Below are 13,708 nucleotides of genomic sequence, written 5' to 3' on the forward strand. Positions count from 1 at the left end.
GTCAGAGGGGCTGATAGAGCACGAAGACGTTTCCTGAGGGATCGCGCAGCACGGCCCGCGTCTCGTGCGGCCCCTTCTCGGGCTCCCGCACCACCTCGCCGCCGCGCGCCGCCATCTCCCGCACGGCCTGCTCCAGGTCGTCCACCTTGTACGAGGGCGCGACCGAGGCGGTGACGTGCTCGGCGGGCCCGGCCAGCGCCACGGTGACCCCGCCGCCGTCCAGCGCCGCGAACCTGTCGCCGTCCCTGAACTTCACCGGCAGGCCGTAGAAGGCGATCGCCTCGTCCAGGTCGGCGACGGGGATCAGCACGTTGCCCAGCTTCACGCTGGCCTCCAATGAGGGAGTTCGTCGATGAACGTCACGCGTACCGGCATGCCGACGCGTACGTCGTCCGGGGCGCACCCCACCACGTGCCCGAACGCCCGCACGCCCGCCGGCAGGTCCACCCAGGCCATCACGTACGGCTCCCGGCCCCGGTACCCGGGGGCGAACGAGCGGTGCACGACCGTGAACGTGTGCACGACACCCTCGCCCTCGACCGGCTCGAACACGAGCTCGCCGGCGCCGCACCAGGGGCAGTCGGCCGCGGGGAGGTGGACGCGGCGGTCGCACGACGTACAGCGCTGGACGACCAGCTCGCCGCGCGCGCAGGCGGCCCAGTACGCAGAGGTGTCACCGCTCATCGCTTGCCAAGCTAGCGCACGCTTGGTTGACTCACAAGGCCCGGCCTCCGGGGGAGGGAAAGCGGCTCCTGCGTGCCCGACGACGTGTGCGACGAGGTGCCCGACGGCGTGCCTGACGACGTGCCTGACAAGGTGCCCAGCGACGTGCCCGATGGTGTGGGCGACGGCGTGGGTGTCGTGAGGGTCGAGGTGCTGTGTTCGTGGCTGGGCGCCGGCGTGGCGGAACGGGAAGGCGCAGGGCAGGCGGCGCCGTCCACCGCGACCTCGCTCACCTGCGGCCCGTTCGCTGCGGCGGGCTCCGTCATGACGACGATCCCGAAGTAGGCCCGCCTGCCGCAGGAAACGCTCCCCGGGTCGTGCGCCACGCTGCTGGTGTAGACGGTGCTGCCCCGTAAGGTGCGGCTCTCCTGCCGTACCGTCCTGGCCACCCCGCCCTCCCCGTCCCGCCGCGTGTACGAGATCAGCAGCCGCACGGGCCCGGCACCGTCCACGGAGACCTTGATCGTCCCCGCCGTGCCGCTCCACCCCACGACGCCGGCGGCCAGGACGGCGGCGGGGCGGGGCACGGAGGTCCCGCCCTGCCGGATCGTGGGAGGGGGCGGCGCGGAGCTGCTCGGCACACGGGCAGGGGAGGGCGAGGTGCGGCGGGGAGCGGTGGACGTCGGGGTACGGCTAGGCGTGGCCGCGTCGACAGGCGTCGGCTCCGGCTCGCTCGGCGTCGTCTTGGGCGGTGGCATCAGGATCGCGCCGGGTCCCGGCGGCAGCCGCCCGCCCGACACCAAGAGCGCGAGCGCCACCGTGACCACCGTCGCCCCCGCCACCCATAAGTGCGGGGGCAGCCGGGGCATCCGCAGCGCCCGGTCCTTCAGGGTGATCCCGGCCGCCCGGTCGGTCCTGGCCAGCGGGAACCGGAGCGCCAGCAGTGTGGCCAGCTCGCCCAGGTGCCGCCGCCCCCGCTTCTCCCACTCCGGCCCGTAGCCGGCGACCGCGTCCTCCTCCAGCTCCGCGGCGAACTGCCTGGCCGAGGCGTACCTGTCCGCCGGATCCTTGGCCATCCCGCGTTTGAGCAGGTCGCGCAGCGAGTCGGGGGTCAACTCGAGCGGCACGGGCTCCGCCAGGTGCTTGTCCCGCACGGCGGGAACGTCCAGCGCCCCTTCGTCGCTGCCGGATGGGCCCTCCTTGACCGCCCGGTAGGGCGGCCGCCCCCTGACCGCCTCGAAGAGCACGCACGCCGCCGCGTACAGGTCCGCGGGCGGCCCCGCCCGGCCGTGCGTCCACAGCTCGGGCGACATGTACTCGGGGCTGCCCGCGGGCACGTCCGGCTCCTCCGCGTGCACCGCGACGCCGAAGTCGGCGAGCTTGCTGGTGCCGTCGGCCTGGACCAGGATGTTCTCCGGCTTGACGTCACGGTGCGGCACGCCCCGCTCGTGCGCGGCGGCCAGGGCCAGCAGCGTGCTCTTCAGCACGGCGAGAGCCGCTTCCGGGCTGATCCCGCGGTGCTCGCTCAGCAGCGTACGCAGTGACACGCCGTCCACCAGCTCCATGACGACGGCGGCCCGGCCGGCGGTCTCGACGTACTCGTAGATCCGGACCACGTTCGGGTCGTCGATCTCGACCAGTTCGTGGGTGTCCGACCGGAAGCGCTCCATGAACTCGGCGTCCCTGCGCAAGGTGGCGTTCAGATACTTGATCGCCACGTAGGCGCCCGTCTGCTGGTAGGTGGCGAGGAAGACGCGGCCGGTGCGTCCGGCGCCGAGCTGGCGTACTTCGCGGTAACCAGGGACCAAGTCGAACCCCCATTAGCAGCCGTCTTCGATTCGACGGTCTCACCTGGGGTTGGGGTTGTCACGACTGGAGATATTTCGCCGGGTGTCAATGGGAGATGACGCTGTGTCGCGGGTGATATGCTGAGTTGTCCCCAAGCAAGCGCTCGGCTAAATCGACGGAGGTCGCCTGTGGAGCGCGTGGCCGTGCTGGTGATGGAGATGCAGCGGGGCGTAGTCGGCGATCTGACGAAATTTCCGGAGCTGGTGGATGCCTGCGCGCGGCACGACGTCGTGGCCAACACCGCCCGCCTCCTCCAGGCGGCCAGATCGGCCGGGATCCCGGTGATCCACTGCACGGCCGCCTTCCGCCCCGACCGGTCCGGCTCCCACACGGACAACTGCCCGTTCATCGTCTCCCTGCTCAAGGACCCGGAGCACATGCTGGAGGGCACGCCCGCCGCGGAGGTCATCCCCGAGCTGCGGGACGGCGGCGACCTGGAGAGCCGCCGCCACCACGGCTTCTCCCCGTTCACCGGCACCTCGCTCGACATGACGCTGCGCTCCCTGGGCGTGTCCGCCGTGGTCGCGGCGGGCGTTTCGCTCAACCTGGGCATCCCGGGCCTGGCGCTGGAGGCGGTCAACCTGGGCTACCGGGTGACGGTGGTGACGGACGCGGTGGCGGGCATTCCCGAGGACTACGCGCGGGCCGTACTGAAACACACGATCAGCCTCCTCGCCACCCGCGCCGGCACGGCGGACCTCGTCGAGACGTGGAAATGATGGACGGGCTGCGCCTGGACGGGCGCGTGGCCGTGGTGACCGGGGGAGCGGGCGCGATCGGCGCGGCCATCGCCACTGACCTGTCCGCGCTGGGGGCGGAGGTCGTGGTCGCCGACGTGCGGAGCGCGGAAGCGGTGGCCGCCGACCTGCCCGGCGGGCGGGCGGCGGTCGTGGACCTGGCCTCGCCCGCGTCCGTCGAGGAGTTCTCCGAAGCGGTGGGACAGGTGGACATCCTGGTGCACAACGCCGGGGTGTCGATCGTGGAGCCGTTCGCCGAGAGCAATCCCGCGGGCTGGGACCTCATGTGGCAGGTCAACCTGCGCGGGCCGATGCTCCTCACCAAGCTGCTCCTGCCCGGCATGCTGGCCAGGGGATGGGGGCGGCTGGTGTTCGTCTCCTCCGACGGCGCCAGGGCGGGATCCGGCGGGGAAGGGGCGTACGCGGCGACCAAGGCGGGGCTGTTCGGCCTGGCCAAGACGCTCGCCAGGGAAGCGGCCAAGGCGGGGGTCACCTCGAACGTGGTCTGCCCCGGCCCCACGGACACGCCCATGCTCCACCGGGTGTCCGCGGCCGAGCCGGGGCTGGTGGACAAGATCGCGCGCGGCATCCCGCTGCGCCGCCTCGGGACCCCCGCCGACGTGGCGGGCCTGGTCGCCTACCTGTGCACGGATCGCGCGGCCTACATCACCGGGCAGACGCTGTCGGTGAGCGGCGGCGTGACCATGCACTGAGCGGTCATGCGGTCAGAGCGAGTCGTAGACCGCCTGCACCAGGCGGAGGCCGCGCAGGTTGCCGGAGACGGCGTTGGCCATCTTGTTCATGACGTAGCCGATGGCCAGGCCGCGCTCAGGGTCGCCCACGCCGAGCGAGCCGCCCAGCCCCGAGTGGCCGAACGCGCTCTGCGACGGCATCAGGAACGTCATGGACGGCCGCATGTAGCCGAGGCCGAACGAGGTGTCCAGGAGCAGGACGCGGTCGGGGCCGTGCACGCGGGGGCGTACGGCCTCCCGCAGCGTCTCGGGGCGCAGCAGGTCGCCCGCGATCAGCGAACGGTAGAACCCGGCCAGCCCCCTGGCCGTGGTCACGACCCCGGCCGCGGGCCAGCCCGCCCGCAGGATGACGGGGTGGTTCGCGCCGCCCTTGAGGAGGTGCATGCCGGGGTTGCCGAGCGAGCGGTTCATGAGGCTCTGCGGATCGAGCGCCGCCTTCGCCATCTCGGCCAGCACATCCGGCACCCCGCCGGTGGCCTCGGTGACCGCTGCGCGCGGGCGTTCGCCTGCTTTGAGCCGGGCCGTGCGGGCGATCACCGTGTCCGGCGCCCCCACCCAGAGCTCCAGCCCCAGCGGCTCGGCGATCTCCGCGGCGACCAGCTCACCCACCGACTTGCCGGTGACCCGCCTGATCACCTCCCCCACCAGGAACCCGTACGACAGCGCGTGATAGCCGTGTGCCGACCCCGGCTCCCACAGCGGCGCCTGACCGGCGAGCCGGGCGGCGATGGCCGCCTGATCCCCGAACTCCTCCACCGGCACCGGCTCCTCCACCACCGGCAACCCGCTCTGGTGAGTGAGCAGGTGCTCGACGGTGACCGCCCCCTTGCCCCGGGCCGCGAACTCCGGCCACACGTCCGCGACCGCCCCGGAGACGTCCACCAGCCCCCGCTCGGCGAGCTGCAGCAGCACGGTGGCGGTGATCGCCTTGGTGCAGGAGTAGGCGAAGGCAGGCGTGTCGCTCTCCCACAGCCGCCCCGTGTGCCGGTCCGCGACACCGCCCCACAGATCCACGACCGGCTCGCCGTCCAGGTAGACGGCGAAGGCGGCGCCCAGCTCCGCGCCGTCGGCGAGATGCCCCTCGAACACCTCGCGTACGCGGGAGAACCGCGGATCGCAGTGCATCGGACCTCCGGCGCAGGGTTATCCGCGCCAGGCGGCGCGTAGGAGAAAGGAAGCGCTTACGTGGTTCACGAGCCTAACAACTGGGGACGATTCGGCCCAGACGATCAGCGTGGCACCCTCAACCTGCTCACCCCGGCCACGGTGCTCGAAGCCCTGAGCAGCGCCACCACGGGCGAGGTGCTCAGCCTGGCCATGCCGATCAGGGGCGCCACCTCCTCGCCCGCCCCCACGACGGTCCCGCACCTGCCCGGTCGCCCGCTGCCGCAGCACTTCATGTCCGTGGACGGCGGCGACTACGCGGCCGGCGCCCGCCCGATCGGGGAGGGGCTGTACGTGGCCGACGACGCGCTGGTCGTCAGCCATCACGGCACCACGACCCATATGGACGCGCTGTGCCACATGTGGTCGGGCGACGAGCTCTACAACGGCCATCCGGCGGCCAGGGTCCGCTCCTACGGCGCGACCAGGTGCGGCATCGAGCAGGTGGGCGGCGTGGTCGCCAGGGGTGTGCTGTTCGACGTGGCCCGCCACCTCGGCCTCGACCACCTGCCCGCGGACTTCAGGATCCCGGCGGAGCTGCTGGCGGAGATCGCCACGCCGCGACCGGGGGACGCCGCGGTGATCCGTACCGGCTGGCCGCTGGTGTGGCGGCGCTCGCACGAGGAGTACTGGGCGGGCCAGCCGGGGCTGTCCGCGGAGGCAGGCCGCTGGCTCGCCGCGCACGACGTGTCCGTGGTGGCCTCGGACAACGCCGCCATCGGCGGGCTCAACGCACGGGGGCTCGCCGACGAGGACCTCGCCGACGACCTGCACCTCATCCTGCTCCACCGGCACGGCGTGCACCTCGTCGAGATGCTCTGGCTGGAGGAGCTGGGGGCCGCCGGCCGTACGGAGTTCGTCTTCGTGGTGGCGCCGCTCAGGATCGAGGGCGGGACCGGCAGCCCGGTCACTCCTCTGGCCATCCTCTGATCGGACGCTTCCGCATATTTTCCGGCGCATTTGGATATTTCGTGATCAGCCGTTAACCCCTGCCCCCAATGGTCTGTCCCGGTAAAACCCCCGTGCTAGGAGAGCCATGCGCCGCCTCGCCCTCATCGGCATCGCCGCCACCGCCCTGACCGCGCTCGCGGCCGTACCCGCCGCCGACGCCGCCACGGCGGGACGCGGCCCGCTGCGGATCAACCAGATCCAGACCATGGCCACCCACAACAGCTACCACCGCGAGCTGACCGACGCCGAGAAGGACGTGCAGCGCAAGACCGACGCCAACTGGTGGAACCTGCAGTACTCGCACACCGCCCTGCCGAACCAGTTCACCGCCCAGCACGTGCGCGGCATCGAGCTGGACGTCTTCCCCGACCCCAAGGGCGGCCTGTACGCCAACCCGCTGGTCAGGCGGGACGCCGGGCTGCCGCCGCTCAACGACCCCGCGCTGGCCAAGCCCGGGTTCAAGGTGCTGCACTGGGCCGACCACGACTACGGCACCAACTGCTCGGCCCTGGCCACCTGCCTGCGCCAGGTGCGCGAATGGTCCGACGCCCATCCGGGGCACGTGCCGCTGACGATCCTCACCGAGCTCAAGAGCACCGACCCGGCCAAGGAGGCGATGGGCGGCGCCAAGAGCCCGGCGTGGGACGCGGCGCTGATGGACGCGCTGGACGCCGAGATCCGCTCGGTCTTCCCTGACGACCGGCTCATCACGCCCGACGACGTCCGCAGGCCGGGGCTCACCCTCGAGCAGTCCGTGCTCCAGCACGGCTGGCCGGAACTGTCGTCCTCGCGGGGCAAGGTCATGTTCTTCATGGACAACCAGGCCGAGGCCATCCAGAAGCCCTATCTCACGGGTCACCCCAGCCTGGAGGGGCGGGTGCTGTTTACGAACTCCCGCCCCGGCCGCGCGGACGCCGCCTTCATCGGCTGGAACGACCCGCAGGGCACGAACACCGCGCAGATCCAGGACTTCGTGCGGAAGGGGTACTACGTGCGCACCCGCTCCGACGTGCCGTTCACCGAGGCCAGGTCGGGCGACACGAGCCGGCTGAAGGCGGCGCTGGACAGCGGCGCGCAGATGGTCAGCACGGACTTCCCCGTGATCGGCCTGTCCGCCAGGAACGGCAGCGACTACGTGGCCGAACTGCCCGGCGGGGCCACGGCCCGCTGCAACCCGGTGAACGCGCCCTCCGGCTGCCAGGACCGCACTCTGGAGCGCGTGCGCTGAACCGTCCGCCCCGGTGTACGGGACGGACGGACCGATCAGGCGACCTCTATGAACTCGCGACCGGGGCGGTGCTCTCGCGCACGATCAGCCGGGTCGCCAGCTCGACGCGCAGGGTCTCCGGCTGCTCGCCGTTGATGAGCTGGACGAGGAGCCTGACGGCCATGCCGGCCATGTTCGCCAGCGGCTGGCGCACGGTGGTCAGCGGCGGGGCGATCCACTGGGCGAAGGGCAAGTCGTCGAAGCCCACCACGCTGACGTCCTCCGGCACCCGCAGACCGCATTCCTTGGCCGCCCGGTACGTGCCCAGGGCCTGCAGGTCGTTGCCCGCGAACACGGCCGTGGGCCGGTCGGGCAGTCTCAGCAGCTCCAGGGACAGGTGGTAGGCGGGCTCGTGTGAGTAGTCGCCATGCCGGATCAGCTCGGGATCGGACTCGATCCCGGCCTGGTCGAGCGCCGCGCGGTAGCCGTCCAGCCGCACCCGTGAGGTCAGCCGCTCCGCCGGACCCGTGATCATCGCGATCCTGCGGTGGCCCAGCTCGATCAGGTGCCGCGTGGCCGAGAATCCGCCCTGCCAGCTCGTCGAGCCGACCGCCGGGGTGTCCGGGTTCGCGTTCTCCGAGGGCTGCACCACGACGAAGGGGATGCCCATCCGTCCGAGCTCGCGCTCCTGCTCGGCGGAGAGCTCGGAGACGACCAGGATCGCGCCGAGCGACCCCCGGTTGCCGAGCGCGTCCAGCCAGTGCCGGGCCAGCTTGCTCCGCCGGTGCACGGCCGACACGACCAGGCCCATGCCCTCGGCCTGCGCGGTCTCCTCGGCGCCGCGGATCAGCTCCACGGCCCAGGGATTGTCCAGCTCGTTGATGACGAACTCGATCAGGCCACCGGGATGTTCGCCGTGTCCCGGCAGCGTGTAGCCGTGCTGACCGAGCAGCCGCTGGATGCGGCCGCGGGTTTGCGGAGAGACGTCCGACCTGCCGTGCAGCACCTTCGACACGGTCGAAGGCGAGACCCCCGCCTTGGCGGCGATGTCCGCCATGGTGCTGCGGCGGGGGACAGTCACGTCGTCCACTTCAAGTCCTCCCCTAGAACGTCTTCCCCGTCAGAAGTCTGCCTGCTCGCCGGACCCTTGACGACTTATGGCGGTTGGCCTACGGTGCCGCTAGATCTTCTTTCGCAATATCTCGCACAGCATTCTGATCGCGACGAAACGAGAGCCGCCATGCGAAGGAGAACGTTCATCATCGGCACCGGTGCGCTCGGCCTGACCGCCTGGGGATGGCCGTCGGCCGCGCACGCCGCGCCGATCGGGTCCGGGTGGACCGAGATCTCTCCCGGCTACACCGTGCACCAGCCTCCGGACAGGACCCGTCACACGTACGACGTCGCCACCGGCGAGCACCACTTCTGGCTCTACTCCGCTGATCCCAGCACGTTCCCCGGACAGGACTCGGGGCCGCGCAGCGAGCTCCGCTTCCACAACGACTACACCTCCGGGGACGCGCAGTTCGAATGCGACATCAAGGTCGCGGCCGGCGCCCACCGCGTCTGCGTCATGCAGGTCTTCGGCGGCGCCACCTGGGCCACGGCGTTCATGACGCTGGCCATGAACACCGACAGCCTCAACTACTACGACCAGTCCCAGCAGATCCACACCCCGATCTACGACACGTACCTGCGGCTCAACGTGGTGCACGAGACCGGCCCCGGCCTCGTGCACGTCTTCGTGAACCGGCAGTTCCGCGCCACGTTCCAGGACCACGGCGCGGCCACCCACTACTTCAAGTGCGGGCTGTACGGCCGCGCCGGCATGGCGAGCAGGAACGACGTCCACATCAAGAACATCCACCTCTACCGGAAACCCTAGATCTAAACGTGGCGGAAACCTCTCTCGTGGAGCTGGGCCTCGTACAACGACGGGATCTGCGGGTCGGCCTCGCCGGTGCCCTCGACGTGGCCGATCGGGTGCGCGAACGGGCCGTCGGCGTTCACCATGGCGTTCCTGGCGCCGACGACGTAGTTCTGCCCGGTGGGCGGCTTCTGCACGACGATCTGGGTGCCGGACATGTCGCAACCCCAGGCCACGGAATGGGCCGCCGACCAGCCGTGCGAGGTCCCCCACCAGCCGCGGTTGTACAGCCCGAGCGTCAGCGTGCGGTGCGGATCGACCTCGCGGTGACCGTCGAAGAGCAGTCCCGTGCTCCAGCGCCGGTGGCCCTCGCTGGTGTTGTACGTCTCCTCCGAGGTCCCGCGCAGGAAGACGATCCCCGAGGCGGAGGCGGCCCCGTTCACGATGAACGTGTGCCTCGCCTTGTTGCCGTGGCAGTCCTTGAAGAGCACGAGTTGCGCGAACGGGTGGGCGCAGAAGTTGTAGCGGTTCCCGCCCTCGGAGGTCGAGCCGGTCGGCTCCAGCGCGCGGCAGTTGTCGACCGTGACCCGGGTGGCCTCCCACGCCTCCATGCCGACCTGCCAGAACCGCAGCGCCGTGCAGTCGCGGATCCAGGCGTCCTCGGCCCGGAAGACGCGGATGGCGTTCTGCACCGCCGACTTCTGCGCGAACGGATCACCGCCGAACTCGACGTCCACCCGCAGCCGCTCCACGCCGACCTGGGAGATCACGCCTGCCCGGTCGGTCTTGTAGAGGTACGACTGGGACAGCGACCGGTTCAGGTGGTTGAGCACCGGCGCGTCGACGGTCACCCGGTTGCCGGTGATGTCGGTGACGTAACGGTTGTAGAGGATCGGCTCCTCGTCCACGTACCACGGCCGTCCGGTGTCGTGCCCGCCGTGGTCGATGGCCTTCAGCCACCCCTCCGAGCAGGGATGGAAGACGATGACGTGGTCGTCGGGCCGCAGCCCGCGCGCGTCGGCGACCTCGAACGTGCGCGAGCCCACCTGGACGAAGTCGGAGACGATGTCGGTACGGGTCCCCGGCACCTCGGTCCGCCAGGCCGACCAGTTGACCGGGCCCGTGCCGCCCGCGACGATCACCGTGCGGTTCGCCGGCCCCGCGGCGGTGGCCATGATGACCGTGTTCTCGGCCGCGTCCTCGCCGTCTCCGGAGCCGCGCAGCACGGTCCTGCCGGAACGTACGTAGATCGTCCCCGACACCGGGTAGCGGCCCGGCAGGAGCAGCAGTGCCCCGCGCCGATGCTCGGGCAACGCCGCGATCTCGTCGAGCGCGGACTGGATGTGGGCGGTGTTGTCACCCTCGATCGGCCTGATCGTCTTGACCACCGGCAGGTGCGGCAGCGGCCGTTCGCCGTTGCGGTAGCCGGCGTGACTGAAGTCCGGAACGCGGTTGTGCTCGGCGTCCTCGGCGTAGACGAGCCTGCCGCGCTCGCGGTACACGAGCGTCGAACGCCAGGAGCCGGCGTGCGCGGACGCCACGCCCGCCATGCCTGCCACGCTGCTCAGCGCGAACGTGCCGCCCGCCGCCAGCAGGGCGCGGCGGCTGAAATCGTAAGTCATGGGCTCATTCCTGGCCTTACCTCGAGCGGAAGCGGAGTTGCGAAATATTTCGCAACCCGATATGCACGGCAACGTAGACGAAACATCGGATGTCCGTCAACAGTCTCCTGCTCGCCCGGGTCACCGCAGGAAAGGAGACGGCCATGGCACGTGCTCACGTGCCATGGCCGTCCCGGTGCGGTCGCCTGTCCCGGTCGCTACGTCCCGGGGTAGTTCCCTCCGCCGTGGGCGGCGTCCAGGGCGTCGTAGTCGGGGGTGAAGCCGCGCTTGGGTATCGCGTCCACGAACGCCACCTCCTTGGGCTTCTTGTACGACGCCACCTGCGACTTGACGTGCTCGACCAGCTCGTCCTGAGTGACGGTGGCGTCCGGCTTGAGCGCGACCACGGCCTTGACCGCCTGGTGCCAGGCCGGGTCCGGGACGCCGATCACCGCGGCGTCGGCCACGGCCGGGTGGGACTTGAGTGCGCGTTCGACCTCGGCGGGGTAGATGTTCTCGGCGCCCGACTTGATCATCCGAAGTTTGGGGCCGATGAAGGTGATGGTGCCGTCGGGTTCGCGGCGGCCGAGGTCGCCGGTGTGGTGCCAGCCGAACGCCGACTTGGCCGCATTTAAGTCGGGTCGGTCGAAATATCCGGAAAAGAGGGTCTTGCCGCGGGCGCAGATCTCGCCCACCTCGCCCGGCGGGACCTCGGCGCCGTCCGGGGCCAGGATCCGTACCTGGACCAGCGGAGAGGGGCGGCCCGCGAACCCGGCGCCGCCCTCCGCCAGCCCGAGGAACGTGAGCATGCCCCCCACCTCGGTCTGCCCGTACCCGCCCATCTTGGACCGGCACCAGGGAGAGTCGTCGACGGTGATCATGTCGTCCCATTCGGCCGAGTGGGAGACGAACCTCAGCGACGACAGGTCGTACTTGCCGCCCGCGTTCGCGGCCGCCACCGCGTCGATCATCTGCCCGAACAGGAACGCCTGCGTCACCCGCTCGGCGTCGATCAGCCGGCAGACCTCCTCGGCGTCGAAGGCGGGCGTGAACACGTTCGTGCCGCCGATCTGGAGCGTGGCCAGGCAGAACATCATCGTGCCCACGTGGAAGAGCGGCCCGTTGTTGAGGAACGTGAAACCGGGCTCCATCTGGCGCACGACCAGGAGCGAGGCGCTGTGGGCGACGAGCGCGGCGCTGCTGAGCAGTGCGGCGCTGGGCCGCCCCGCGAAGGCGGCCGTGTAGAGGGCGAGGACCGGCTCGGTGTCCGCCACCTGCGGGAAGTCCCGCAGCGAGCCGCCCGCCACCAGCTCCTCGTACTCGTCCCCGGCCCGCACCCACGTGCTCCCGGACACGGCGGCGGTGGCTTCTGAGTGCTCCCAGACGACGACCTCGGGGGTCAGATCGGACAGCACGAACCGCAGCTCGTCCTCCGACTGCCGCCAGTTCGCCGGGCAGAGGATCGCGCCCAGGCGCGAGCAGGCCAGCAGCAGCTCCAGCACGGCATGCGAGTTCTGGCCGAGCCACAGCACCCGGTCACCGGCGGAGGCCCCTCGACCGGCCAGGGCGTCGGCCAGCCGGGTCACCCGCTCGTCCAGCTCCGGGTACGTGCGCCGCACCTCACCGTCCACCACCGCCGTGACCTGGGGGCGGCTGCGGGCGTGGTCGGCGAGGACGTCGGACAGGGACAGGCTGTGGATCATCTTCAGTCTCCAAAGGCCGGCATGACTTCGGTCGCGAAGAAGCGCATGACCCGCTTCATGTCCTCTAGCGGCATCGGCCGGGTGCTGCCGAAGTCGCACAGGAGGTTCGTGAAGCCGGCGTCCTTGAGCAGCGAGATCTGCTCGATGACGCGGTCCGGGTCCCCGATGACCTCCAGCTGCTCCCACCGGAAGTCGGCCGACACCGTGCCGCCCTTGAGATAGCGGTCCTGGTAGTACTCGAAACCCTGCGCCGCCTTGCCGGTCTTGGGGTCGATGGGGGCGCTCTTCTCGTTGAAGATGCGGGAGCGGTCGAACGACGCCTCGAACCTCGCCAGGTCTTCGCGGGCCTGCTCCAGCGTCGGGGCCACGTACACGGTGCGCGCCACCACCAGGTCGGCCCCTGCCGGGTGCCCCGCCCGCGCGGCCGTCTCCCGCCAGGTCTCGGCCGCCTTGACGACCTTACGGAACGGGGCGGCGGGGTCGGCCAGGATGGGCAGCCCGCGCTCGGCGTACATGGTCACGGTCTCGGGGGAGACGGCGGCCACGTGCAGCGGCGGGTGCGGGCTCTGCAGCGGCCTGGGCGCGAGCGAGACCTCCGTGCCGGTCTTGTAGAACTTCCCCTCGTGCTGGTACGACTCCTGCGTCCAGAGCCCGACGATCACCTCTAGTGCCTCGTTGAACCGGTCGCGGGCCTCCGCCAGGTCGATCCCGAACCCCTCGAACTCGAAGCTCTGGTATCCCCGCCCGATCCCCAGGTCGAGCCGCCCACCCGAGAGCACGTCCACCTGCGCGGCCTCCTCGGCCACGTGGATCGGGTTGTGCAGGGGCAGCACCACGATCCCGGTGCCCAGCCTGATGCGGGAGGTGCGGGCGGCGGCGTGGGCCAGCATGGTGAACAGGTTGGGGACGACGCCGTAGTCGCGGAAGTGGTGCTCGGCCAGCCGCACCCCGTCGAACCCCAGCTCCTCGGCCAGCTCGATGAGCTCCAGGTGGTAGTCGTAGACGTCCTTGAAGCTCTGCCCGTCGAAGCGGTGGAAGAGGTGGAAGGTCGAGAACTTCATGCGGCGGCCCCTCGGAAGTAAACCAAGCGCTCGCTTGGGAGCGTACCACGCCCACCCAGCTTGCCCTAGGGAGTCCCGGGGGAAACGCATGGACCTCCGCTGATGAGCGCGCTTCGCGCGGCGGGAGCTCCGGGCAGCGCCTCCCAGGAGGCTC

The 13,708-nt window shown here is 70.8% G+C and carries 13 protein-coding genes; 5 read left to right on the plus strand and 8 right to left on the minus strand.

The annotated features are described in order from the left end of the window. Position 1: 1 nt before the first annotated feature. The 3 genes from ACIBVN_RS34905 to ACIBVN_RS34915 are packed head-to-tail and all read right to left on the minus strand — an operon-like array spanning position 2 to position 2,471. A complete protein-coding gene (locus ACIBVN_RS34905; protein WP_397143821.1) occupies positions 2 to 325 on the minus strand; it encodes a VOC family protein in 324 nt (107 codons plus the stop codon). Then, positions 322 to 684 carry a Zn-ribbon domain-containing OB-fold protein gene (locus tag ACIBVN_RS34910; protein WP_397143823.1) on the minus strand — a complete coding sequence of 121 codons (363 nt, stop codon included), beginning with the start codon at positions 682 to 684 and terminating at the stop codon, positions 322 to 324. The genes ACIBVN_RS34905 and ACIBVN_RS34910 overlap by 4 nt, the downstream gene beginning before the upstream one ends. 11 nt (positions 685 to 695) lie before the next feature. Continuing rightward, positions 696 to 2,471, minus strand: coding sequence for a serine/threonine-protein kinase (locus tag ACIBVN_RS34915; protein ID WP_397143824.1), 1,776 nt, complete (start codon positions 2,469 to 2,471; stop codon positions 696 to 698). Between the two features lie 168 nt (positions 2,472 to 2,639). Between ACIBVN_RS34915 and ACIBVN_RS34920 the strand changes: the two genes are divergently transcribed. Then, positions 2,640 to 3,230: an isochorismatase family cysteine hydrolase gene (locus ACIBVN_RS34920; protein WP_397143826.1), complete on the plus strand. Its 591-nt coding sequence runs from the start codon at positions 2,640 to 2,642 to the stop codon at positions 3,228 to 3,230. After that, positions 3,230 to 3,961, plus strand: coding sequence for an SDR family NAD(P)-dependent oxidoreductase (locus ACIBVN_RS34925; protein ID WP_397144034.1), 732 nt, complete (start codon positions 3,230 to 3,232; stop codon positions 3,959 to 3,961). The genes ACIBVN_RS34920 and ACIBVN_RS34925 overlap by 1 nt, the downstream gene beginning before the upstream one ends. Positions 3,962 to 3,973: 12 nt before the next feature. Here the strand turns inward: ACIBVN_RS34925 and ACIBVN_RS34930 are convergent, their stop codons facing one another. Then, the gene (locus ACIBVN_RS34930; protein ID WP_397143828.1) at positions 3,974 to 5,125 is read right to left on the minus strand and encodes a serine hydrolase domain-containing protein; all 1,152 of its coding nucleotides are present in this window, start codon (positions 5,123 to 5,125) and stop codon (positions 3,974 to 3,976) included. A gap of 60 nt (positions 5,126 to 5,185) precedes the next feature. Here ACIBVN_RS34930 and ACIBVN_RS34935 point away from each other — a divergent pair, with 60 nt between their 5' ends. Both ACIBVN_RS34935 and ACIBVN_RS34940 read left to right on the plus strand, forming a co-directional pair. Further along, a complete protein-coding gene (locus ACIBVN_RS34935; protein WP_397143830.1) occupies positions 5,186 to 6,094 on the plus strand; it encodes a cyclase family protein in 909 nt (302 codons plus the stop codon). A gap of 106 nt (positions 6,095 to 6,200) precedes the next feature. Beyond that, positions 6,201 to 7,343, plus strand: a complete 1,143-nt coding sequence (locus ACIBVN_RS34940; protein ID WP_397143832.1) for a phosphatidylinositol-specific phospholipase C1-like protein — start codon at positions 6,201 to 6,203, stop codon at positions 7,341 to 7,343. 46 nt (positions 7,344 to 7,389) lie between these two features. Here ACIBVN_RS34940 and ACIBVN_RS34945 read toward each other — a convergent pair whose 3' ends face one another. Continuing rightward, positions 7,390 to 8,379, minus strand: a complete 990-nt coding sequence (locus ACIBVN_RS34945; RefSeq protein ID WP_397144036.1) for a LacI family DNA-binding transcriptional regulator — start codon at positions 8,377 to 8,379, stop codon at positions 7,390 to 7,392. A gap of 183 nt (positions 8,380 to 8,562) precedes the next feature. Between ACIBVN_RS34945 and ACIBVN_RS34950 the strand changes: the two genes are divergently transcribed. After that, positions 8,563 to 9,207: a polysaccharide lyase family 7 protein gene (locus tag ACIBVN_RS34950; RefSeq protein WP_397143834.1), complete on the plus strand. Its 645-nt coding sequence runs from the start codon at positions 8,563 to 8,565 to the stop codon at positions 9,205 to 9,207. Between the two features lie 2 nt (positions 9,208 to 9,209). Here ACIBVN_RS34950 and ACIBVN_RS34955 read toward each other — a convergent pair whose 3' ends face one another. From ACIBVN_RS34955 to ACIBVN_RS34965, 3 genes are all read right to left on the minus strand, one after another. Then, positions 9,210 to 10,811 (minus strand): hypothetical protein, encoded by a 1,602-nt coding sequence (locus ACIBVN_RS34955; RefSeq protein WP_397143835.1) that lies wholly within the window; start codon positions 10,809 to 10,811, stop codon positions 9,210 to 9,212. Positions 10,812 to 11,008: 197 nt separating this feature from the next. Continuing rightward, positions 11,009 to 12,493, minus strand: coding sequence for an AMP-binding protein (locus ACIBVN_RS34960; RefSeq protein ID WP_397143837.1), 1,485 nt, complete (start codon positions 12,491 to 12,493; stop codon positions 11,009 to 11,011). A gap of 2 nt (positions 12,494 to 12,495) precedes the next feature. Continuing rightward, positions 12,496 to 13,554, minus strand: coding sequence for an LLM class flavin-dependent oxidoreductase (locus tag ACIBVN_RS34965; RefSeq protein ID WP_397143839.1), 1,059 nt, complete (start codon positions 13,552 to 13,554; stop codon positions 12,496 to 12,498). Between the last annotated feature and the right edge of the window lie 154 nt (positions 13,555 to 13,708).

This window comes from Nonomuraea sp. NPDC049400 (assembly GCF_044466425.1).
Taxonomy (GTDB): domain Bacteria; phylum Actinomycetota; class Actinomycetes; order Streptosporangiales; family Streptosporangiaceae; genus Nonomuraea.

Excerpts from the sequence above, each read along its gene's own strand:
- ACIBVN_RS34910 (WP_397143823.1), bottom strand. The coding sequence starts at position 684 with ATGAGCGGTGACACCTCTGCGTACTGGGCCGCCTGCGCGCGCGGCGAG.
- ACIBVN_RS34925 (WP_397144034.1), top strand. The coding sequence starts at position 3,230 with ATGGACGGGCTGCGCCTGGACGGGCGCGTGGCCGTGGTGACCGGGGGA.
- ACIBVN_RS34930 (WP_397143828.1), bottom strand. The coding sequence starts at position 5,125 with ATGCACTGCGATCCGCGGTTCTCCCGCGTACGCGAGGTGTTCGAGGGG.
- ACIBVN_RS34940 (WP_397143832.1), top strand. The coding sequence starts at position 6,201 with ATGCGCCGCCTCGCCCTCATCGGCATCGCCGCCACCGCCCTGACCGCG.
- ACIBVN_RS34945 (WP_397144036.1), bottom strand. The coding sequence starts at position 8,379 with ATGGCGGACATCGCCGCCAAGGCGGGGGTCTCGCCTTCGACCGTGTCG.
- ACIBVN_RS34950 (WP_397143834.1), top strand. The coding sequence starts at position 8,563 with ATGCGAAGGAGAACGTTCATCATCGGCACCGGTGCGCTCGGCCTGACC.
- ACIBVN_RS34955 (WP_397143835.1), bottom strand. The coding sequence starts at position 10,811 with ATGACTTACGATTTCAGCCGCCGCGCCCTGCTGGCGGCGGGCGGCACG.
- ACIBVN_RS34960 (WP_397143837.1), bottom strand. The coding sequence starts at position 12,493 with ATGATCCACAGCCTGTCCCTGTCCGACGTCCTCGCCGACCACGCCCGC.
- ACIBVN_RS34965 (WP_397143839.1), bottom strand. The coding sequence starts at position 13,554 with ATGAAGTTCTCGACCTTCCACCTCTTCCACCGCTTCGACGGGCAGAGC.